Origin of the sequence: Mesotoga sp. HF07.pep.5.2.highcov (assembly GCF_003666285.1) — a bacterium.
GTDB classification, from domain to species: domain Bacteria; phylum Thermotogota; class Thermotogae; order Petrotogales; family Kosmotogaceae; genus Mesotoga; species Mesotoga prima.
In genome coordinates, this window is the sequence record NZ_JFHJ01000140.1 from 120,224 (window position 1) to 139,805 (window position 19,582).

Here is a 19,582-nt window from a genome sequence, read left to right on the forward strand (position 1 = left end):
TAGGGCGAAAATATGCAGTGTGCATTACCTATAGATTACCTGTTAAAATAAACATTAACATTAACACACCGGATGCCACATCTCATGAATACTATGGGTTGTTATTTATGGAGCGAGCGGTAACCAGATGCAGTATATCAATGTTACACTTTAAAAAATATCTTATCAGTAAGGAGATACATCAGGACATTTGTTGTATAAGTGACTGCGAGGATAAGTTGCTTGTTATTGTGCTTTACTCCGAGATACGGTAACATTTCTCGTGTATGGAGTCCAATCTTCTTCTAGCATTTGGCAGGGATTTCAAAAATCTTTCCAGCGTTTCTTTCAGATACTTTTCGCAACCCCCGCAGTTTGTGAGATTCCCTTCTCTTCACAACAGAGTTTAAATGTGCACCCGCTGCAGCTGATGTTGGTCGCCAAAATCAAAAAACCAAAATCCTTCGACCACCCATTTGCAGTCTCTCTTCTTAGTGAATTATCATCAGCAATAATGACCCTGTATGTATCGCACTGAGTGCAGCCTATCCCGCAGAATGCTATCATTGTCATGCACCAGGTCTCCAATCAACTAAGGTGTTTGCTCGTCTTTAGAACATAGCATTATTGATTGAACTGCCATATCTTTGGAGGTAGAGCTTTGAAACCTGTGATTACCAAAGAAGTTTACAGAGTCAGATACTACGAACTGGATTGTCAGTGGAAGGCTTCAATTTCTTCACTAATGGATTATTTCAATGACGTAGTGACTCTTCAGACTGTGGAGATGGGTCACGGAGTTGACATCATGAGCAAGGGCGAATACGCTTGGCTTCTTCTTCGTTGGGATGTCAAAGTGAACAGGTATCCTGATTATTTGGAAAACGTGGTTGTTCAGACTATTCCTTATTCAATGGATAGATTTTATGCATATAGGCGTTTCGAGATATTTGATTGTTCAGGTAATGTCATTGTCGACGCGAATTCTCAATGGATTCTGATTGACCAGAGGAAGCGAAGACCAATAAGGATCGGAGACCAGTTCTACGAATTATATGGTATTGACAGTGATTTCCACGAACCTCTTTCTTTTCCAAAGGTCAACGAAAATGAATCTTCTGGTGAAGAGATCACCTTTATAGTAAGCAATTCGGACCTGGATACAAACGGGCATTCTAACAACGTGGCATATGTTAGATGGATTATGGAGACAGTTCCCAGCGAGTTTGTGAAGAGATTCTTGAGGAGACTTACAATCGAGTACAAACGCGAATCTAGAAAGGGCGATGTAATTTCGGTAGAGAGTGTATTTGAGAACGGAGCCGACTTTGCTGAAGGTAAACACAAAATAATCAGTTCTGGAAGGGTACTTTCCCTTGCCAGAACTGAATGGAAGTGAAGGGCTGCTGAAGCCGCCTACTATACAAGTGAGTCTGGATCTACATAATCATCCAACCAATAGGCATCGGGATTCCTGTCGAAAGCCATAAAGAGATCGTACCGTTTTGGATCAGCCGCTCTATGGTATTTCATGTATATCTTCTTCTCATCCAGACCGACATATTCGATTTTGCCGGTTGCGTGCGACATTACGAATCTAGCCCTCTTTGCCAAACCTGAAACTGCGTCTATGGACTTCTTGAAAATCTCATAACCTTTCTCGGCCGGCACTGCATAAGTGTGATTTCCCTTTGTGGGTCTACACTGAAAGACATAGTAAGGCGGAATTCCAATAAATGAAAGTTTCCTGAATAGTTCTGTCATTACGTCGACACTGTCATTCACGCCGCGGATCATTGGCGTCTGATTGCATATAACTGCACCAGCATCTCTCAGAATGTTCAGACCTCTTATTGCTTCATCGGTTAGCTCTCTAGGATGATTGAAATGTGCCATTATATATATCCTTTTCTTTGGGGTGCTGTATTTCTTAACCATATCTGGCAAATCTGGATCGTTAATAATTCTGTAGGGGTTAAAAGCAACCATTTTGCTTCCAAATCTTATTATGCCAACATGGTCAATCTCCCTCAACTGTCGAACAATATCTCCCAGTTTTTCTGTAGATAGTATTAGAGAGTCCCCACCGGTGAGAAGTACGTTCGTGATTTCCTTGTGCTTTCGAATGTACTCAACACCAAGAGTAACGTCATTTACCACTTCTTTGTTTTCTGTGGAGAACAGTCTCTTCCTGAAACAGAATCTGCAGAAGCTTCCGCAAACCTTTGAGACAAGAAGCAAGGCGGTGTCTTTGTACTTATGCTCCATACCGGGAGCAACGGTGTATATATGCTCCTGAGAAGCATCCAGATCCCCCCACTCATCGAGTTCTTCGAAGTCGGGAAGGATAATTCTCTTTATAGGATCGTGCGGATCGTTCCAGTTAATGAGCCCCAGATAGTAATCATTGGCTCTGAAGGGGTAAACATCGGTCACCTTCTTCATTTCAGTTATCTGTTCATCATTTAGCTCTTCGATCTTCTCTACACTAGTAAGATATGTTGGTTTCTGCAAATCTATCACTCCTTTGTTTAATATACAGACTAAAAACATACGAAGCCTGTATTCGATCAATCCGAAGAGGCCTTTGGCAGAGACTGCCCGCAATGGTAATCGACATTGATCCCTTCTAGTGAATCTTCACTTGTTCGCAAATCGATATTTGATCTGAATCAAACGAGTAAGCCGGCATCGCGCAAATACAAGCAATCATGCAGGCACTAACAATAATTAATTATAGCATACTCAAAACTCTGATAAAAATGATGCAGTTAGACTCTCTGAGTTGCTTTTCAAATATGCTTCACAGAAGTATACTCACATAGGGTATTTGGTAAACAGAAAAGCCCCTCTTCTTGGAGGGGCGAATAGACAAAATCTAGCGTTGCAGTTATTCGGTCACTAGTATGATATTTCCCACATAATCTCCGGAGGGAGAGTAGATCTTTCTGTTCAGTGAATCGTCTGTAGAATCGAATATCGCCGTTCCGATTAATGTTTCTTCAGATTCGTTGATCGAATAGAACCGAATCTCATCGAAACTGAATTCCCAGTTGGTTTTGATAACAGCCTGTTTTCGGTCGGATACGATTTCATACTCACCGGCAACAATCCTAACGTTTTCCGAACTAAATAAAGGAAGCGCATATGATACCCTTACAACCTTTTCTGACGCTATGACTTCAAGTCTAAATCCCTTTTTCGTCTTCATACCTAGTTCATCTGAGACTTCTAGAATTACCTCTCTTTCTCCGATGTCGGCTCTTTCCGGAAGGAAAAAGTATCTATCTCCCACGACTTCACCCGGACCAGAAATCAGGTTGAATCTGAGGGCGTCGCCATCTGGATCAGTTGCGAATGCCCGAAGGTACAAAGAGAACTCCTTTCCAGACTCCGCGATGCAATCTGGCAAAAAAACGTCCGGTGGCCTGTTCAGATTTCTTACTTCGATTCTGATTGGAAGACTCTGGCTTGAGCCATTAGAGTCTATGGCTGTGACTGTGGCTGTCTTCTCACCGCTGTCATTAAACCCGGGAGTGTAAATGTAACTATTGGCTGATATGCTCCCGATCCCCTGTAATTCGAATTGAAGATCATCTCCGTCAGGGTCAACGAAAAGACTTCCCAGATCGAGGTCAAGAGTGAAACTTTCCATGATGCTGGTGTTTATCGAGGGTGATAACGTTACGGGCGATCTGTTTACGTTTTCTACCGTGACTTTGAAGAACCCTACGCTTTCAAGTCCTTTATTATCTTTTGCCGTTAGTGTCACTTCATGTATTCCTTCGGAATCGAAGTCAGGAGTGAATAGATAATGGTCATCCTCAATGAAGCCCGGTCCGTCTGCGATTTCGAAGGTGACCTCATCTCCATCGGGATCGAAAATGAAACCCTTCAGGTATATTTTCAACTGCTCTCCCTCTTTCACCGATTGATCGGGAATAGATATTTGAGGAGGTCTGTTGACATCATTGACTCTAACCATAAAAGAAGCCGTGTTTGTTGCTCCTTTTTCATCTTCGAGAATTAATACGACCGATTTGTCCCCTGCATCTGAGTAATCTGGATTGTATATGTAAGATCCGTCAACGATCTCTCCAGGTCCCTCTAGGCTGAAGGTCACGTTATCTCCATCTGGATCGACAACCCTGGAAAGCAAATCGAAAGAAAGGGACTCTCCTTCATTCACGTTCATGTCGCTAAGCAAGGACTTTGGCGGGCGGTTCACGTCTATTACGAGGATTTCGAAGCCTGAAAAGACATCGTTACCCGAGCCGTCTGATGCCTTGATTCTAACGGTTTCAGTTCCGGAATCCGAGTATGATGGCTCGTAAGTGAACACTCCTTCCGTAATCTCTCCCGGACCTTCTTCTAGAGAAAGGACCACTTTGTCGTTATCTTCATCGACTACCTTTGAAGAAATATCAACCGAGAGAACCTCTCCTTCATTAACGATCTGATTCTCGAGCTGCAAAACAGGCGGGGCGTTAACATCGATTACTTCAAGTTCGATATCTCGTGCTGTTTCGTTTCCATTTGGGTCCTTCGCCAGTACTCTCAAAACCGTCTTACCGGAATCACTGTAGCCTGGAGAGTAAATGTAAGCACTTCCGTGAAGCTCCCCTGGGCCTTGAACGGAGAATTCAAGTTCTTCACCATCTGGATCAACTGCTAGCGAGTTCAAGTCGATAGTCACTGTTTCACCTTCGCGAACTACGATAGGAGAAGTGTCTATTTCCGGTGGGCGGTTCACTCTAACTACGTTTATCAGCATTTCTTGCTGAGAACTCTTTCCCTTCTTGTCGGTTGCCCTTATACTTACACGAACTTCTCCCTCATAGGAGAAGCCTGGTTCGAATACATAGGAAAAACCGGATATTGTGCCGGGACCTTCTACCAGTTCAAGAACTACTTCATCGATTTTTTCATCGATAACGAACGGCTTCAGATTTGCAGATAGCTTCTCGCCCTGATTCACTACATGAACTGGAAACTGCAGTTTCGGTTCTTTGTTTAGGAGCGCGGGAAGTGCAATAATCAGAACGATTGCCACGGCAACTGCGGCAATGAGTAGATATATCATCCATCTCTTCATTATTTCTCCTCCTTTCTCACGATTGCCTTCTTTCAATATATCTGCTGATAGTGATCCAAAGGACTACGAGTAAAGTTTATATTAATTAATCTCCTTTCTTTGATTGCCAGCTTTCTCAATTTCCACATTAGTTTCTAATGAGTTATCCTGCTCAAACAGAACAACAACTTCGTCAAACCCCATTCCGAGGAAGAGACCGTGGAAGAAGTTTCTTGCGCTTTCTCTAGATGTCTCTTCAACTCCCATTTCTGAGGCGTTCTGAAGTGCCTGCTTTTCTATTTTGTCGCTGTAAGACTGAAAAATCTTCAACATATCTTTGTTTCCAAAGATCCTTGTCAAAACACCACTCTGGTTGATTACCCTAATATCGGGAATCTTACTCTGAGGAATTGTAACTTCGAGTCTTGGAGAAGGCAGGATCAGCTTAATCCTTCTTGCTTCACCTTCATGGATTTCGATTGAATCCTCTTTCAACTTTCTTAGGTCTACATAACCCCTTACCTGAAAGGGAACAATGAAAATAAACCGCTGAAATGTTCCGGGAACAAGGCTTTCCCGCTCAGGTTCGAAAATCAGAAGCGTTGTCATCCTCGCAGTACTCAGTTCCGAGATTCTCTCCACTTTGTGAATTATCGATTCTGTCCTGAAGCTGGTCTTTCGCCTGGACATGAGAATAAACGCTGCAAGCAGAATCACAAGTGCAATCAGAACAACATTGAGTATCAACTACGAGTCACCTCCAAACACTGACGACCATCAGAAGGTATTCATAAAAGTGTCATTCCGCCTCCCTTGGCAGCCATTACATTACTTCAATCAGTTACATCTAAAGTAAATCGAGAGTTTTGCACATACAGCAAAAAAATCCCTCAACTCTCATTAGTGATTTCTGAGAACTATATAGATTTTGAATGAGCGCAAGCACCAAATTCCATTACTGATCTTCGGAAAAGATCTTCCGCCATTCGTTCGAATTTCCATCGATTCCAACACTTATATCCTGTTGTGGCCAAGTGACCACACAGAAGTCGAATGAGCAGGATAGATCAACTTTATACTTCGGGAATCCCAAAGCTGGTACTTAAGCTTTCTCTTTCCAACAGAAATAGGCATCTTCGATTCTCTTTCATACCAAGTTTATCAGAGAAAAAAGAAAATCCATCCTGCTAACAGATTTATCGTTTAAATACATAAGTATAATAACTCTCGTGACGATTCTTAGATGATATAATTAAAACAATCTATATCGGAATTAAAAAGGGAGGTATGATTTGAATGGAGTATCGCAAAGTTGGTAAAAGTGGCCTTCTTGTAAGTGAGTTAAGTCTTGGTTCATGGCTTACCTTTGGGGCTCAGCTAGATATAGACAATGCAAGAGAGGCGATGAGAGAGGCGTACAGAGCTGGAATAAACTTCTTCGACACTGCTGAAGCATATGCCAGCGGAATGGCAGAGTCGATGATGGGCGAAATTCTGAAGGAATTCAAGCGGGAAGAAGTAGTTGTTTCAACGAAGATCTTTTGGGGAGGAAACAAACCAAATCAAAAGGGACTCTCAAGAAAGCATCTACTTGAGGGGACCTGGAATTCTCTAAAACGACTCCAGTTGAATTATGTTGACATTCTGTTTGCTCACAGGCCAGATCCGGAGGTTCCAATGGAGGAAGTGGTCCTTGGGATGGATTACATCGTAAGAAATGGTCTCGCTTTCTACTGGGGAACATCTGAATGGAGCTCCAAAGAGCTCGAAGAAGCCCATAAAGTAGCCGACAGGCTGAATGCAATTCACCCGGTTGTCGAGCAGCCGCAGTATAACATGTTTGTGAGGGAAAGAGTAGAGTCGGAGTATCGACCGATTTACGAGAAGTATGGGTTAGGGCTTACCGTCTGGAGTCCCCTGGCGAGCGGCCTTCTGACAGGTAAATACAACAAAGGAATCCCGGAAGACAGTAGATTGGCAAAGTTTCCCGGTTTGAAGAAGCATCTGGAAGAGAGCAAGCTCTTTTCGAGTGAGAATCTAAAAAAGGTGGAAAGACTTGCCGCCGTTGCGAAGAAACTCGACACTGAGCTTGCTCAGCTTGCACTTGCCTGGATTTTGAAGAATGAAAACGTCAGTTCAATAATACTCGGAGTCAGCAAGGTTCAACAGCTGAGAGATAACCTAAAGGCTTTGGACGTAAAGGATAAACTTACCGAAGAGATAACAAAAGAAATCTACTCCATTATTGAATGACCGTTTTCGAGTGTTCTTTTGGAATGAAGAGAGGGAGGAGAAATCCAATATGAAAAGACTCTTGCTTTTTTTGTCGGTTATTTTGATTATTTTTCTGGGGAGTTCTTGTCTGTATGTAATTTCGGTGCCGATCCCAGTTGGCGAAGGATTGATAGAACCCATCGAATTTGAACTCCCCGGGAGTATATTGCCGTTATCTGGCTTTGCTTTCGGAACCGAGACAGTCCCATCGCTCGACGAGATAATCCAAGAGGCCGAAAAAGAAACCCAGTTGAATCTTCCAGATAACTTCGTAATCACCGGTATGGAGATCAAAGCTAGAGTAGAATGGGTACCAGAGAACCCTGATTCAGAAGGCTCTATTGATATTGACTTCTATGTCTTCAGAGAGAGACATTCAGAAGAACAATTCCTGGATTTTTTCAACGATCCTGATTTAATAAGCGATCGCAAGCTTTTCAGCGGTTTAATTTATCCCGGCGAAAACACTTTCAGGTTGCATTCTGGCGAATCCGCTGCACTAGATATGATACTAGAAATAATCAACGGTGGAACGGCCGAAGATATAGATTGGTTTGCGATTTACGACTATGAAGCACCTTCGGATTCAACTATCACTATTCATCTAAGTGGAACTATTTCGGTTAAGAGAGTTGCAGAATAAGACGTGAAGTTAGATGAAAAAGGTCTCCCTGACGGGAGACCTTTTTTTCTACAGTCGAATCTAAAGTATCTTCTCGCTGATGGATTTTCCCTGAAGGAAAAGTAGTAAGTAATCTCTTCCGCCCGCTTTAGAATCAGTGCCGGACAGATTAAACCCTCCAAATGGCTGGACGCCCACAAGCGCTCCGGTACACTTTCTGTTGAAGTAGAGATTTCCAACGTGAATCTCTGTCTTTGCCTTTTCAATTCTGTCTCTTCTCTTGCTGTAGAAGGCTCCAGTTAGACCATATTCAGTACCGTTGGCGATTGCTATCGCATGGTCGAAATCGCGCGCCTCTATTATGGCGGTTACAGGTCCAAATATCTCTTCCTGTGCAATTGCTGCTGTTGGTGATGCGTCGGCAAATACAGTAGGTTCTATGAAATATCCCCTGCGTTTCAAACGATTACCGCCAGTTATAAGCTTGCTTTCCTTCTTTCCCAGTTCAATGTAGCGGAGTATCTTTGACACAGCACTTTCGTTTATAACCGGCCCCATGTAAATGTTGGGATCGGTTGTATCTCCAATGGTTAGAGCTTCCGTTTTCTGCTTCACCAGCTTAACCATCTCGTCATAGACTTCACGAACAACGATGATCCGTGATCCTGCAGAGCATTTCTGCCCCTGAAAACCAAACGCACTGGCTACAGCTCCAGTCGACGCGGCATCGGTGTCTGCCGTTTCATCTACCACTACACAGTCCTTGCCGCCCATCTCGAGTATCACTCTCTTTATCCATTTCTGGCCCTTTTGATGTTTCGCAGCCAACTCGTTGATTCTCAATCCGACCTCTTTGGAGCCAGTGAATGATACGAACCTGGTCAAAGGGTGTTCAACAAGATAATCGCCAATTTCACTACCTGAACCTGGTACATAGTTGACCACACCATCTGGAAGTCCTGCTTCCCTTAAAATGTCTACGAACTTTGCGGCGATAACCGGAGCATCAGATGCTGGCTTAAGCAAAACACAGTTTCCGGATACTGCGGCCGCAGTTGTCATACCGGCCATTATTGCACTGGGGAAATTCCAGGGTGGGATTACCACGCCGACACCAAGAGGAATATATCTGAGCTCATTGTATTCGCCGGGAATTTGAACAACGGGCTGAGATTGTCCATATCTAAGCGCTTCACGAGAGTAGTATTCTAGAAAATCGATGGCTTCGGCTAGATCTGCGTCGGCTTCTATCCAGCTCTTGCCCACCTCAAGAATCATCGTAGCATCTAATTCGTATCGTCGATCTCTCATTATTTGCGCAGCTTTCAGAAAAGGGACTACTCTTTCTGAAGCAGGCATTCGGCTCCAGCTCTTGAAAGCGAAATAAGCAGCATCAATCGCTTTGTCAACGATCTCTCTAGTAGCTTTTGAAACCGTTCCTACTACTTCATCGGGATCTGCAGGATTTTTCGAGACTATTTTGGATTCAGTCGAAAGATATCTTCCTCCAATAAACAAGTCGTAGTTTCTTTCATGAGAACGAATTCTTTCAAAAGCTAACATCATCTGGGATCTTACTTCTGGATCTGAAGGGTCGATATATGGTTCATTCTTGAATGGTGGAATTATCTGGAAATCTGTAACATCAAACATAGAAATTACCTCCTACACTACGTTTCTTTCTTTGGTGATGCCATGTTCAAATCTCTCAAGGCTGAGATCTGAAAGATCGGCGCTCCTTGGCTCGCCGTATATGATCCACTCGGCAACTGCCTCTCCTACTGCTGGGGCCAGCATAAATCCATGTCCTGAGAATCCGACTGCATAGAAGAAATTCTCTAAATCTTTGGATCGGTCAATTATGGGCCTCGCGTCAGGAGACATATTATAAAGACCGGCCCAGTGTCTAAGCACTCTAACGTTCCTGAGAAATGGGAAAATCCCTGGCATTTTCTTAGTCATTTCCGAAATGAAGGTCCAAGTCGGCTCGATATTGTGACCAGGAAGTTCGTCCTTGCTACCCTGACCCATAATGAAATTTCCAGACTTTGTCTGTCTTATGTAGAAATTGTTCTCAAAACTTATGACAAGCGGATCTAGCATATGTTCCAGCGGTTCTGTAACAAATATCTGGTGTTTATAAGATTCTGTTGGCAGATCAATGCCAGCCATTGCCCCTACCTCTCGGGAATATCCACCGGCAGCGTTAACAACGATTTCAGCTTCAATTTTCCCCTTGTCGGTTACTACACCGGTTATTCTTTCGTTTTGAGTTAAGATTCTCAGCGCGGTTGTGTAAGTTGAAAAATCAACTCCCATCGCTTTGGCGGCGTGTGCGTAAGCAAAAGTTGTTAAGTGAGGATTGGCATGACCATCACTTGGACAGTAAGCGGCAGCCTTTATACCTTTTAAATCTATCAGCGGAAATCTCTTTGCGGTTTCTTTTGCCGAAAGCATTAAGACATCTAGTCCCTCTTCCCGTTGCATCTTGGTATTCTTTTCAAAGAGAGAAACCTCTTCGTCTGTGTATGCAAGAAGCAAATATCCACCCTGAAAGTACTCAATATCAAATCCTACTTCCTTTTGGAATTCCTTGAAGTGTTTGACGCTTCTAATTGCGAGTCTCACATTCGACTTTTCAGACCACTGTTGCCTTATTCCACCCCCACACCGTCCAGTTGAACCCGACGAAAGATACTCTTTTTCAATAACAACAACATCATTCAAGCCGCTCTTCGCAAGATAGAAGGCAGTCGCCGTTCCGACGATTCCCCCTCCTATTATCACTACTTTGTATTTACTCCTCATAACCATCAACTCTGCCTTCACCAAGTGCTTTGAAACTAACCGGTATTGAGGGCGGCCTGAAGACACCTGGAGAAAGTCTTTCGACAGGTACCCCGGTTTCCTCTGACAGAATCATGAGGGTGTTTAGCCTGCAAGTTCTCCCACCACATGGCCCCATACCGATTCTCAGGTATCGCCTCAGCTCTTCAAAGTCTGTATAACCATCTTTAATTGCCTTTCTTACTTGATCAACCGTTACTTCTTCACACCGACAGACCATAGCCCCTGATTCTTTGGAGGGCACCAAGATATGTCGGACATCTGAAGCATACTCGCGGGGAACGCTTATATAGACAAGATTTGTTTTGTTCGCCGATTTGACCACTTTTTCTACCTTCGCCTTGCAAATTGTCTCTCCATTTCTTCCCAGAGCTGTTACATATTGTCCCTCAGCAGGAAGTGGAAGGAATTCGTAAGGAATTCCAACAGAACACGTGCCATCCTTGTTCTCTCTAAACATGAAAATGGCAAGCCCCGGACAAGTAGTTGCACAGATGCCACATCCAGTACACTTTGAATAATCTATGATCGGTCTACTGTTGATATTATCACCGATGCTTATGGCACCAGCCGGGCAACTTGTTTCACAAGGATTACAGGGAATTGCTTCGAAGCATTCAATTAATGGTCGCATCTTACCCGTATACTTGGTGAAATCATTTTGATTACCATTTGTGAATGACACTTCCTCAAACTTGCTTCCAAGTTTAGAGAGACCGGCTCTTGTCTTTGAAGAAGTAGGACCGCTTCTGAATTTCCTGAGAGTATCCTTAAGATACTTCAATCTCTCTTGAATGCTATTCTTGGTGAGGTCACTCACCACTGCTAAACCTGCAATTTGCCCTTCAATCATGGCCGTAGTTGCTTCTTCAATCCCGGCAGCATCACCTGCTATAAATATGTCATCTATCGATGTTCTCATGTCCTCGTCTCTGAGAGGGACATAACCTCCAAGTTCTTGGACATACTTCATTTTGCAGCCGGCCTGAGCTGCTAGTTCTATTGATGGTAAAAGTCCCACTGCGATGCAGATCGTGTCAACGACAAGTTCCCTCTCCGTTCCCGAAATCGGGCTCCATCTTTCATCAAGTTTGGAAATGACAGCTCCCCTCACGGACTCCTCTCCAATCGCTCTCAAAATTGTATGCTGCAGCAGAATTGGAATTCCCACTCTTCTCACCTTGTCAGCGTGTACCTGGTAACCTCCTATCCGATTTGAAGCCTCAAGTATCGCTTTAACCTCTACACCTGCCTGAAGCAGCTGATAAGAGACTATGAGTCCGATATTTCCCGATCCAATCATAAGCACACTTCTTCCGGGGAGAATTCCGAACTGATTCATGAGAGTTTGAACGGCACCGGCTCCATAGACACCAGGTAGATCATTGTTTTCAAATTGAATAAACCTCTCCGATGCACCTGTTGCGAGGATGATCTTCTTTGGTTTCAAAAGTGAAGTGTGATCATTTTTCATATCATGGACAAGTATTCCATCAGGATAAATTGCGACAACGGAGCTCTCGTTTTGAATCCTAGCTGAGTCCAGGGAATTCAATTGTTCAGTAAGCCTTCTGCTTATTTCGAAGCCTCTCACCGAAGCAAAAAAACTCTCATTCCCAAAGAATTTATGTGTCTGTTTGACCAGTTGACCGCCGGAGGAAACCCCCTCATCTACAACTAGAACCGTAAGTCCGTTCTTGGCAGCTTCAATTGCGCTCGAAAGGCCGGCCGGTCCACCGCCTATGACAAGAAGATCCAGATTACTCACTAATCTCACCCTTACCGTGCTGTCTTCTAACGATCATTCCAGGTTTTACGGGTGTTATGCAAGTTCGCACGTTGGGTTTACCGTCAACTTCCATCAAGCATGACGAACACTTCCCAATCGCACAGAAAAGACCTTGGGGTCGATTTCTTATCGGGCTGTACCTTAAGTCTTTTATCCCATTTGCATGAAGTGCTGCGGCAATAGTCTCTCCAGTATATGCCGAGAGTTCTCTTCCTTCAAAGAAAAAAGTGATAATCTCGCCTCTCTTGAAAGAGATTAACGGATGTTCGAAAATTCTTTCCAAGGTATCGCCTCCATACAACTTCTATCACACAATGATCTGTCTCAAATCCGGTCCCATGAAGTACATTGCTCTTAAGCTTCTTAGTGGTCTCCAGTGGATAGTACTACGCCAATATCAGTTATGAAACATTCATGATTAACGCCTAAGAAAATATACTAATCACTCGTCAAATTCTGCTTAGTTTAGGAATGATTTTGCTGCGAGTGGCATGCGCTATCTCTTTGATTTTATCCAGTTGCTTTTCCGAAATGGGGACCTTTACTTCTTCCGTTGAAAAGGGTACTTCTTTCATCCTGCAGACGCTAAAGAACAAGCTCATGTCGTCTTCCATTCTGGTAAACATCAAATTATCCGCTGCCTCTTCCCACTGTTTGATTTCGTCTGCAAAGGCACTTGTACTGACCGAAAACATGTATGATTTGCTTTTGTCACTCTTAATAACCTCTGTTATATAATTTAGCATCCCCTGTCTATAGGTTGGAGAAAACAGAAGTAGGTTTAGGGCTGATCCAAAAACTAGAGTGCCTAGTTCACTCGGTTCAAGCATATTGTTTGCTGTTTCGACAACCGACTTCCACACCTCAGGCTTTAACAGATTAGCTTTTATTGTGTTTTTCCCGATTTCTTCATGTTTGTCCATATCCGGCTCAAACTGAATATAAGAAACGTGGTTTTCGTAATCGTTCAGATCAACCCTATATAGATCCTTTAACGCAGTCTTCCCCATTTCCATTGTCGGGTATTGCAGAGGGATGCTGATTACTGAACCGCCAGCTTTCAACCAAGAGGCAACAAACGCATATTCAACTAACGGTTTCCCAGATCCACCAGGTCCACTGATAACTGTTGAAGATGGATAAACGATTCCTTCTGGAAGAGTTTCCTGAAGCCATTTTTCTTCCAGTTTCAATGTATCCATTTTTCACGCCACCTTTTATCTCGTCATATTCTCGATCATTTAGATCGAATATGGCACGATACTAATATTCTAATTGAGAATGATTCTCTTTGTCAACGTTTTGAAGTTTTTTTCAAAACATATTGCGATACAGTGTTAGTAATACAAAAACTGCCGTCTATGCAAAGTGGTATTGGGTTTCTGATCATGTTTATCCTGATCTGCCCCATAATTTCCATTCTTCTTTTGAAGAGAGTTTTCATATTAACGAATTCTCCTGAACAGACAAAGTATGCTGCTATAATTGTGAGTATATGCAGATACCGCAGATGAAACGAAATAACAGACAGCTTACATTGAGTCCTTGTTAGTGCTTTCGATTATGTGATCATTATCGAAATGGAGGTTCTTATGAATTTCAGGCCTTTGATTCTTGGACATAGGGGTATGGGAACCGGAGAAGGTGAAAACTCACTTCTTTCATTGATCAGAGCAGTTCAGGTTGGAGCAGATGGAGTTGAACTAGACGTGCAGCTTTCGAAAGATGGAGTCCTGGTTGTCAATCATGATTCCAGTTTGAAACGAACACTGGGCGTTGATGTAGAGATAAAGGATACCACTTTTAGATCTCTAAGAAAGATGAAACTTGTAAGACCTGATGGCATTACTACTCTGGAAAGAGTCTATCTTGAGCTTCCGGAGGAGTCCTTCATCAATGTTGAAATAAAGGATCCTCTAGCGGCTGATCTTGTTGTACCTTTGGTGAAAAGCTTCAACGCAATAGATAGAACACTCTTTTCTTCGTTTTGGCATGAGTGTCTCAGAAAGGTGAAGGAGAAGGATGAAAAGGCGAAGATTGGGCTCCTCATCGGAGAAGACGCGAGAGGAAAGAATCCTGTCGAGTATTTCGAAGAGCTTCTAGCATACCACCCATATTCGATAAATCTGCCGGTTCAACTGTTTGACGAGATCGGCTTCGAGTTGGGAATGAGTTTGATTAGATTTGTAAGAGCCAAAGGAGTTAAGGTCGCACTCTGGACATTAAACGATCCCGCATTGCTTATTAAGATCAGGGGTGAAGTAGACATTATAATTACTGACAATCTTCGGGGTATAATGGCTGCACTTGGAGGAAAAGGCGAAAGAAGGTGACGGCATTGCTGTATCTTGAGAAATCCGCTTCAGCTATTCTTACACCACCGGGACTATTCATCCTAATCTTTCTTATAATTGCAGTGATTCTTATTAAGAAAAGCGAAGAACGACGCACAAAGATCTCTGGAGTAGTCATGATTATTCTGTGTTTCTTCGCATATCTTCTCTCTACGGGCTTTGGAACTCACCTATATCTTCAGCCTTTGGAAAGGGCATATACTGCGCCAAATAACGTGAGCGGTCAGGCCATAGTGGTCTTGAGCAGCGGGATAATTATCTCTCCTGAAGGTCAGGTACTCGACAATCACTCTGTCGCCAGATTATCTAAAGCCTACTCTCTTCATCTACAGACGAAGCTGCCCATAATTGTGACAGGATCGTTTATGCCTGGCAGATCCACTGTGGCCGTTTCAGAACTTATGAGGGACTGGCTTTTGGATCGTGGTGTTGCATCATCCAAAGTTATCGTTGAACCGATGGCTCAGACAACCTGGGAAAACGCAAGATATTCTGCCGACATATGCAGTCAGTTCAACTGGTCCAGCATAGTGCTTGTTACTTCGGCGGTTCATATGAAGAGAGCGGTCACTTCATTTGAGAAGTTCGGTTTGAGAGTAACACCCTTTCCTACAGACTATTTATACGATCACACAAAACTTAGTTTTGTTGATTTCCTTCCTAATCAGGGAGCTTTAGATGCTAATCTGGCGTCCATTCATGAGTATTTCGGGCAGCTGTGGTATCTTTTTAAGAGCCCTTAAGAAGCTGAGATTATGTGCGATACTTTTGTAGTACTTGGAAGTTCAACTCCGGACGGTATTACCCTGTTTGGAAAGAACAGTGATCGAGAGCCAAACGAACCTCAGGCCGTATACTTCTTTCCTCGCTCATCAAACAATCCCGACGAACTCTTCACGACAAACCAAAAAGTGGATCAGGTAAGTGAGACCAACGCAATTCTCATTTCTAAACCTTCATGGATGTGGGGCGGCGAAATGGGAGTAAATGACAAGGGAGTAGTTATCGGTAATGAAGCGGTCTTCACCAAAGAGAGAGTGCGAAGAGATGGTCTTCTTGGAATGGACATACTGAGGATTGCGCTTGAGAGATCTGAAAATGCAGAGCACGCTGTAAGAATAATAATCGGAATTCTTGAGAAATACGGTCAGGGAAGCAACGGGGGTTTCACGAAAACGCTCTATTATCACAATTCATTTCTGGTTGCAGATCGAGAGAATGCGTGGATTGTTGAGACTTCCGATCGATTTTGGGTAACCAAAAGGGTTTATGGATCAGCGGCGATTTCGAATTGCCTCACTATTGAAACGGAGATCGACGAAATGCATCCTCAGGTTGTCAGTAATTCACAAGATCGAAAATGGCATAATCCAGCTAAGGAATTCGATTTTGCCGGTTCATATGAAAGGAGATTATTCAGGAAGTTCTCGGGTGCCGAAATCAGGCTTAAAAGGATGAGAGAGCTAATTGAAGAGAAAGAAATGAATATCGAAAGATGTTTCGAGATCCTTAGAGACCACAATGACAGAAGACATCAGAGCTCGATGAAAAATATTTGCATGCATGCCGGGGCAGGAGTTGTAACTTCTCAAACAACCGCTTCCATGGTTGTAGCTATTGGAGATAAGATAGAGGTGTGGGTCACAAATAGCAGTCTGCCGTGCCTTTCAATATATAAGCCAGTTTGGTTCAACAGTCAAGAATCAAGCTTATCATTTGGAGAAGGGGAAAGTGGCTTGAACTACTGGGGAAACTGGGAGATCTTCAACCGACTTGCCATATTGAGAGATTCTAAAGCCGCAGAGTTATGGAAAGAATACTGTCTTCCTTTTGAACAGGACTTGTTGTTAAGCAGGGGGAAAACAACTGAGGCAGATCTAACGAAACAGGCCTTTGAAAAAAGCTGGAAGATTGCAAGGAAGATGACCTCTATTCTTAGAGGAGAAAGAGAAGAGGCAGGTTTCTTAAAGAAAAGCTACTGGAAGAAGCAAGACGCATTGCTTCACCGGCTGAAGTCCAGAAACTTCAGGAAAGAATTGCCTACATAAAGAATGGATTTTCTCTCAAGATAATTCTAGCAGTTGTCTGCCGGCCATGTCCCGGGAAAACTATTAAATCAGGCATTTTAGTGAAAAGCTCTTTGAGTCGATTTATGCTGCTCGTCATTTGATCATGGTCGCCTCCAGGCAGATCTGTTCTTCCGACAGAAGCAGAAAACACGGTGTCTCCTGAGAACAAGAATCTTTCGTCGAAAAGAAAGCAGCAAGAGCCTTCTGTGTGGCCTGGAGTATGAAGGCATTTCCAACGATCACGGAGAACTTCAGTAGATAACACCTTCTTTCCACCAAGGAGGAGAGCATTCTTCCCGAATAAATTGAGAAAGCTTTTTTCGGCATCCAGTAACATTGGCTTGTCCATGGGGTGAATTATGATTTCATCTGTTTCAATCTGGTCAAGATCAAAAATGTGATCTGCATGTCCGTGAGTAAGCAATGCTCTTAGATGTTTCTTGTCTTCAAAAGCTGCCAGTTCTGTGGAAACGCCATAACCCGGATCAATTATAGTTATTCTTTCGTCCTCCCTGACCACATAACAGTTTTCATCCAATGCTTTAGCCAGTAACCTTATTACTTCTATCGTTTGGGCACCTCCTTATAGAAACGGATCATCTGGACAGGAATCTTCTGGCCCCGATATAGGATGAGAAAGCCAACAATCCCCAGAACTCCTGCATTGAAAACATTGTCTTCGGAGTGAAAATACACAACTCTTTTGAAAGCTCCCGATGGCTCAAAGCACCACACTTTTGATTTTACCAGATAGCCTTCGCCATGATAGAATAATGGGGGGAAAGAGGAGTTGGATTTGAAGAATTCTAGAATTTGCGGTCTGGCCTTAAGATTTAATTATGACAATCCCGAGGATTTCAGATCAGAGCTGAGATCCATTTATGAGCAAGAAGACCTTTCTAGAGAAGAGATTGGAATGCTTCTGGCTCTCGATTTTGCTTACTCTAGTACGTTTGATGAGGCGAGGGAATTTGATTCCTCTGGTACAGATCTCAAGCTTCTGGCCGAAGGAGTGTATTCGCTGTCCTATTTTTATGCCAGGAATTCCGAAGACAAGATAGCGTACCTTGTGTCGAAGCTTGCGGTAGATCATATTGCCAGAGAATGCGAAAGGGAGCAAGAGATTAATCTGAAGATACTCCATATGATGACCTCGTTCGAAATGGGCTTCGGTGAAGAAACACTACTTCTCTTCGAAGAACTTATGAAGCTCGAAAAGTATGTTCCAGTTCAGAAGCGCTTTGAGTATTACAACGATCTTGGTCTTGTATCAACTCAGCTCCGAACTGGCGGCAATCCGTTGAGGTTCTACGAGAAGGCTAAGGAACTTGCCGGTTCGCCGGTAAGAGCTCTGATGGTACAGCTGAATATGATTGATTATCTTTACTCTAAGAACATGTTCAAAGAAGCTCTTAAGCTTCTTGACAAGACGGAAAGCTGCAACGTAGTTTCCATAAACGGATACAGACTCATGATAAATCTCAAGATCCTGCTGCAGATGAGTAGCCTCGCAAGAGCAACTGCCGTTGCCGATCAACTTGAATCCCTAATTCGTTCTCATGGGGAATGGACGGATATCGCAGTATCTTACATTTTTCTGGGGCATTTCTACGTGAAGATTGGCAATATCTCTAAGGCACAAAACTATCTAAATCTTCTGAAATCTCTTCCGGACGAATCCCTTACAAACTATATCCGAGGGGAGACGCTTATTCTCGAGGCTTCGATAATGCAAGCCAAGGGAGAACATTTCCGAGCACTTGAAAACTCTGTTGGCGCTTTCGAGACGCTTACACTTTACAGTACAACGTCGCCACATCTTAAAGATTTCGTAAATAATCTCTTTGGAAGTATTTCGGCAGTTTTCACTCAGCTCATCAGAGAGCTCAGGCTCAAGGATAGCTATACCGCTCTTCATACACTTAGAGTTCTGAAGATATGCTACGAGTTTGGTAAAGAGCTTGAACTAGAAAAGATAGATCTGTTCAATCTATCAATAGGTGCAATGCTGCACGATTACGGCAAGGTCGACATACCATTCGACTTGTTGAACAAGCCGTCAAAGTTGACTGAAGAGGAATTCACGGAGATAATGAATCATCCGTGTACGGCGAGCGTTACTTGCGGGATTTGAACTTTCCTATAGCAATAAGAGATATAGTCAGACATCATCACGAAAGAATAGACGGAAAGGGCTACCCCGACGGTTTGAAGGGAGACGAAATTCACAAGCTCGTTCAAATAGTTGCAGTAGCAGACGTATTCGATGCACTGACGACCGACAGACCATACAGAAAAGCGATTACAAAGGAGAAAGCTCTGGAGTACCTAGAAGAAAAAGGCGACCAATTAATCTCAAAAGGTCTCCTCTCTAGGTTTATAAGATTTGCTCAGCACAAAGAAATAAGCATACAAGAAAAAGAAATAACTGTACTATGGCGTTCAATAATCTCCGAACTCTTCAAATAAGTCGAAAGAGCTGTAGCTATAAAATCAATAACCTTCGGGAATCTTCCAAAGTCCCGGGCCACCATCAACGGTAAACTCGCCTTCGGGAATCTTCCAAAGCCCAGG

General features: G+C 43.2%; 16 protein-coding genes and 1 pseudogene. 7 read left to right on the plus strand and 10 right to left on the minus strand.

Going from position 1 to position 19,582, the window contains the following annotated elements:
* Positions 1–327: 327 nt before the first annotated feature.
* Positions 328–552: a DUF3795 domain-containing protein gene (locus tag BG32_RS02715; protein ID WP_099771295.1), complete on the minus strand. Its 225-nt coding sequence runs from the start codon at positions 550–552 to the stop codon at positions 328–330.
* Between the two features lie 97 nt (positions 553–649).
* Between BG32_RS02715 and BG32_RS02720 the strand changes: the two genes are divergently transcribed.
* The gene (locus tag BG32_RS02720; RefSeq protein WP_257211851.1) at positions 650–1,378 is read left to right on the plus strand and encodes an acyl-[acyl-carrier-protein] thioesterase; all 729 of its coding nucleotides are present in this window, start codon (positions 650–652) and stop codon (positions 1,376–1,378) included.
* A gap of 20 nt (positions 1,379–1,398) precedes the next feature.
* Here the strand turns inward: BG32_RS02720 and BG32_RS02725 are convergent, their stop codons facing one another.
* The 3 genes from BG32_RS02725 to BG32_RS02735 form a co-directional block, all read right to left on the minus strand.
* Positions 1,399–2,493, minus strand: coding sequence for a KamA family radical SAM protein (locus BG32_RS02725; RefSeq protein WP_099771297.1), 1,095 nt, complete (start codon positions 2,491–2,493; stop codon positions 1,399–1,401).
* Between the two features lie 376 nt (positions 2,494–2,869).
* Positions 2,870–5,074 carry an Ig-like domain-containing protein gene (locus tag BG32_RS02730; protein WP_121526331.1) on the minus strand — a complete coding sequence of 735 codons (2,205 nt, stop codon included), beginning with the start codon at positions 5,072–5,074 and terminating at the stop codon, positions 2,870–2,872.
* An 81-nt stretch (positions 5,075–5,155) separates the two neighbouring features.
* Positions 5,156–5,800, minus strand: a complete 645-nt coding sequence (locus tag BG32_RS02735) for a DUF4230 domain-containing protein (RefSeq protein WP_014731555.1) — start codon at positions 5,798–5,800, stop codon at positions 5,156–5,158.
* Between the two features lie 549 nt (positions 5,801–6,349).
* Between BG32_RS02735 and BG32_RS02740 the strand changes: the two genes are divergently transcribed.
* Both BG32_RS02740 and BG32_RS02745 read left to right on the plus strand, forming a co-directional pair.
* Complete coding sequence (locus BG32_RS02740; RefSeq protein WP_099772816.1) at positions 6,350–7,306, plus strand: aldo/keto reductase; 957 nt, start codon at positions 6,350–6,352, stop codon at positions 7,304–7,306.
* Between the two features lie 49 nt (positions 7,307–7,355).
* A complete protein-coding gene (locus BG32_RS02745) occupies positions 7,356–7,970 on the plus strand; it encodes a hypothetical protein (protein ID WP_099772817.1) in 615 nt (204 codons plus the stop codon).
* Positions 7,971–8,030: 60 nt separating this feature from the next.
* Here BG32_RS02745 and pruA read toward each other — a convergent pair whose 3' ends face one another.
* The 5 genes from pruA to BG32_RS02770 all read right to left on the minus strand — a co-directional run bounded on the left by pruA (position 8,031) and on the right by BG32_RS02770 (position 13,787).
* Positions 8,031–9,602: an L-glutamate gamma-semialdehyde dehydrogenase gene (pruA, locus tag BG32_RS02750; protein WP_014731558.1), complete on the minus strand. Its 1,572-nt coding sequence runs from the start codon at positions 9,600–9,602 to the stop codon at positions 8,031–8,033.
* A 12-nt stretch (positions 9,603–9,614) separates the two neighbouring features.
* The gene (locus BG32_RS02755; RefSeq protein ID WP_121510423.1) at positions 9,615–10,763 is read right to left on the minus strand and encodes an FAD-binding oxidoreductase; all 1,149 of its coding nucleotides are present in this window, start codon (positions 10,761–10,763) and stop codon (positions 9,615–9,617) included.
* Positions 10,747–12,573, minus strand: coding sequence for an FAD-dependent oxidoreductase (locus BG32_RS02760; protein WP_259459463.1), 1,827 nt, complete (start codon positions 12,571–12,573; stop codon positions 10,747–10,749). The genes BG32_RS02755 and BG32_RS02760 overlap by 17 nt, the downstream gene beginning before the upstream one ends.
* Positions 12,557–12,868, minus strand: a complete 312-nt coding sequence (locus BG32_RS02765; protein WP_014731561.1) for a (2Fe-2S)-binding protein — start codon at positions 12,866–12,868, stop codon at positions 12,557–12,559. Before BG32_RS02765 ends, BG32_RS02760 begins: the two co-directional genes overlap by 17 nt.
* 166 nt (positions 12,869–13,034) lie before the next feature.
* A complete protein-coding gene (locus BG32_RS02770) occupies positions 13,035–13,787 on the minus strand; it encodes a hypothetical protein (protein ID WP_099772820.1) in 753 nt (250 codons plus the stop codon).
* A 390-nt stretch (positions 13,788–14,177) separates the two neighbouring features.
* Between BG32_RS02770 and BG32_RS02775 the strand changes: the two genes are divergently transcribed.
* Genes BG32_RS02775 through BG32_RS02785 form a run of 3 tightly spaced genes read left to right on the plus strand, consistent with a single transcriptional unit; the run spans position 14,178 to position 16,987 of the window.
* On the plus strand, positions 14,178–14,918 hold the full coding sequence (locus BG32_RS02775; RefSeq protein ID WP_014731564.1) for a glycerophosphodiester phosphodiesterase family protein: 741 nt from the start codon (positions 14,178–14,180) through the stop codon (positions 14,916–14,918).
* On the plus strand, positions 14,915–15,682 hold the full coding sequence (locus tag BG32_RS02780) for a YdcF family protein (protein WP_041928229.1): 768 nt from the start codon (positions 14,915–14,917) through the stop codon (positions 15,680–15,682). Before BG32_RS02775 ends, BG32_RS02780 begins: the two co-directional genes overlap by 4 nt.
* Positions 15,683–15,694: 12 nt before the next feature.
* Positions 15,695–16,987, plus strand: coding sequence for a carcinine hydrolase/isopenicillin-N N-acyltransferase family protein (locus BG32_RS02785; RefSeq protein ID WP_121510426.1), 1,293 nt, complete (start codon positions 15,695–15,697; stop codon positions 16,985–16,987).
* Here BG32_RS02785 and BG32_RS02790 read toward each other — a convergent pair.
* Positions 16,980–17,546: an MBL fold metallo-hydrolase gene (locus BG32_RS02790; RefSeq protein ID WP_099772821.1), complete on the minus strand. Its 567-nt coding sequence runs from the start codon at positions 17,544–17,546 to the stop codon at positions 16,980–16,982. The genes BG32_RS02785 and BG32_RS02790 overlap by 8 nt on opposite strands.
* 1,191 nt (positions 17,547–18,737) lie before the next feature.
* Between BG32_RS02790 and BG32_RS16110 the strand changes: the two are divergent.
* A pseudogene (locus BG32_RS16110) lies at positions 18,738–19,477 on the plus strand (HD-GYP domain-containing protein).
* Positions 19,478–19,582 lie beyond the last annotated feature (105 nt).

What these genes read in the sequence shown, in the direction of transcription:
- BG32_RS02715 (WP_099771295.1), bottom strand. Translation starts at nt 552, where the DNA reads ATGACAATGATAGCATTCTGCGGGATAGGCTGCACTCAGTGCGATACA.
- BG32_RS02730 (WP_121526331.1), bottom strand. Translation starts at nt 5,074, where the DNA reads ATGAAGAGATGGATGATATATCTACTCATTGCCGCAGTTGCCGTGGCA.
- BG32_RS02740 (WP_099772816.1), top strand. Translation starts at nt 6,350, where the DNA reads ATGGAGTATCGCAAAGTTGGTAAAAGTGGCCTTCTTGTAAGTGAGTTA.
- BG32_RS02745 (WP_099772817.1), top strand. Translation starts at nt 7,356, where the DNA reads ATGAAAAGACTCTTGCTTTTTTTGTCGGTTATTTTGATTATTTTTCTG.
- pruA (WP_014731558.1), bottom strand. Translation starts at nt 9,602, where the DNA reads ATGTTTGATGTTACAGATTTCCAGATAATTCCACCATTCAAGAATGAA.
- BG32_RS02755 (WP_121510423.1), bottom strand. Translation starts at nt 10,763, where the DNA reads ATGGTTATGAGGAGTAAATACAAAGTAGTGATAATAGGAGGGGGAATC.
- BG32_RS02770 (WP_099772820.1), bottom strand. Translation starts at nt 13,787, where the DNA reads ATGGATACATTGAAACTGGAAGAAAAATGGCTTCAGGAAACTCTTCCA.
- BG32_RS02775 (WP_014731564.1), top strand. Translation starts at nt 14,178, where the DNA reads ATGAATTTCAGGCCTTTGATTCTTGGACATAGGGGTATGGGAACCGGA.
- BG32_RS02785 (WP_121510426.1), top strand. Translation starts at nt 15,695, where the DNA reads ATGTGCGATACTTTTGTAGTACTTGGAAGTTCAACTCCGGACGGTATT.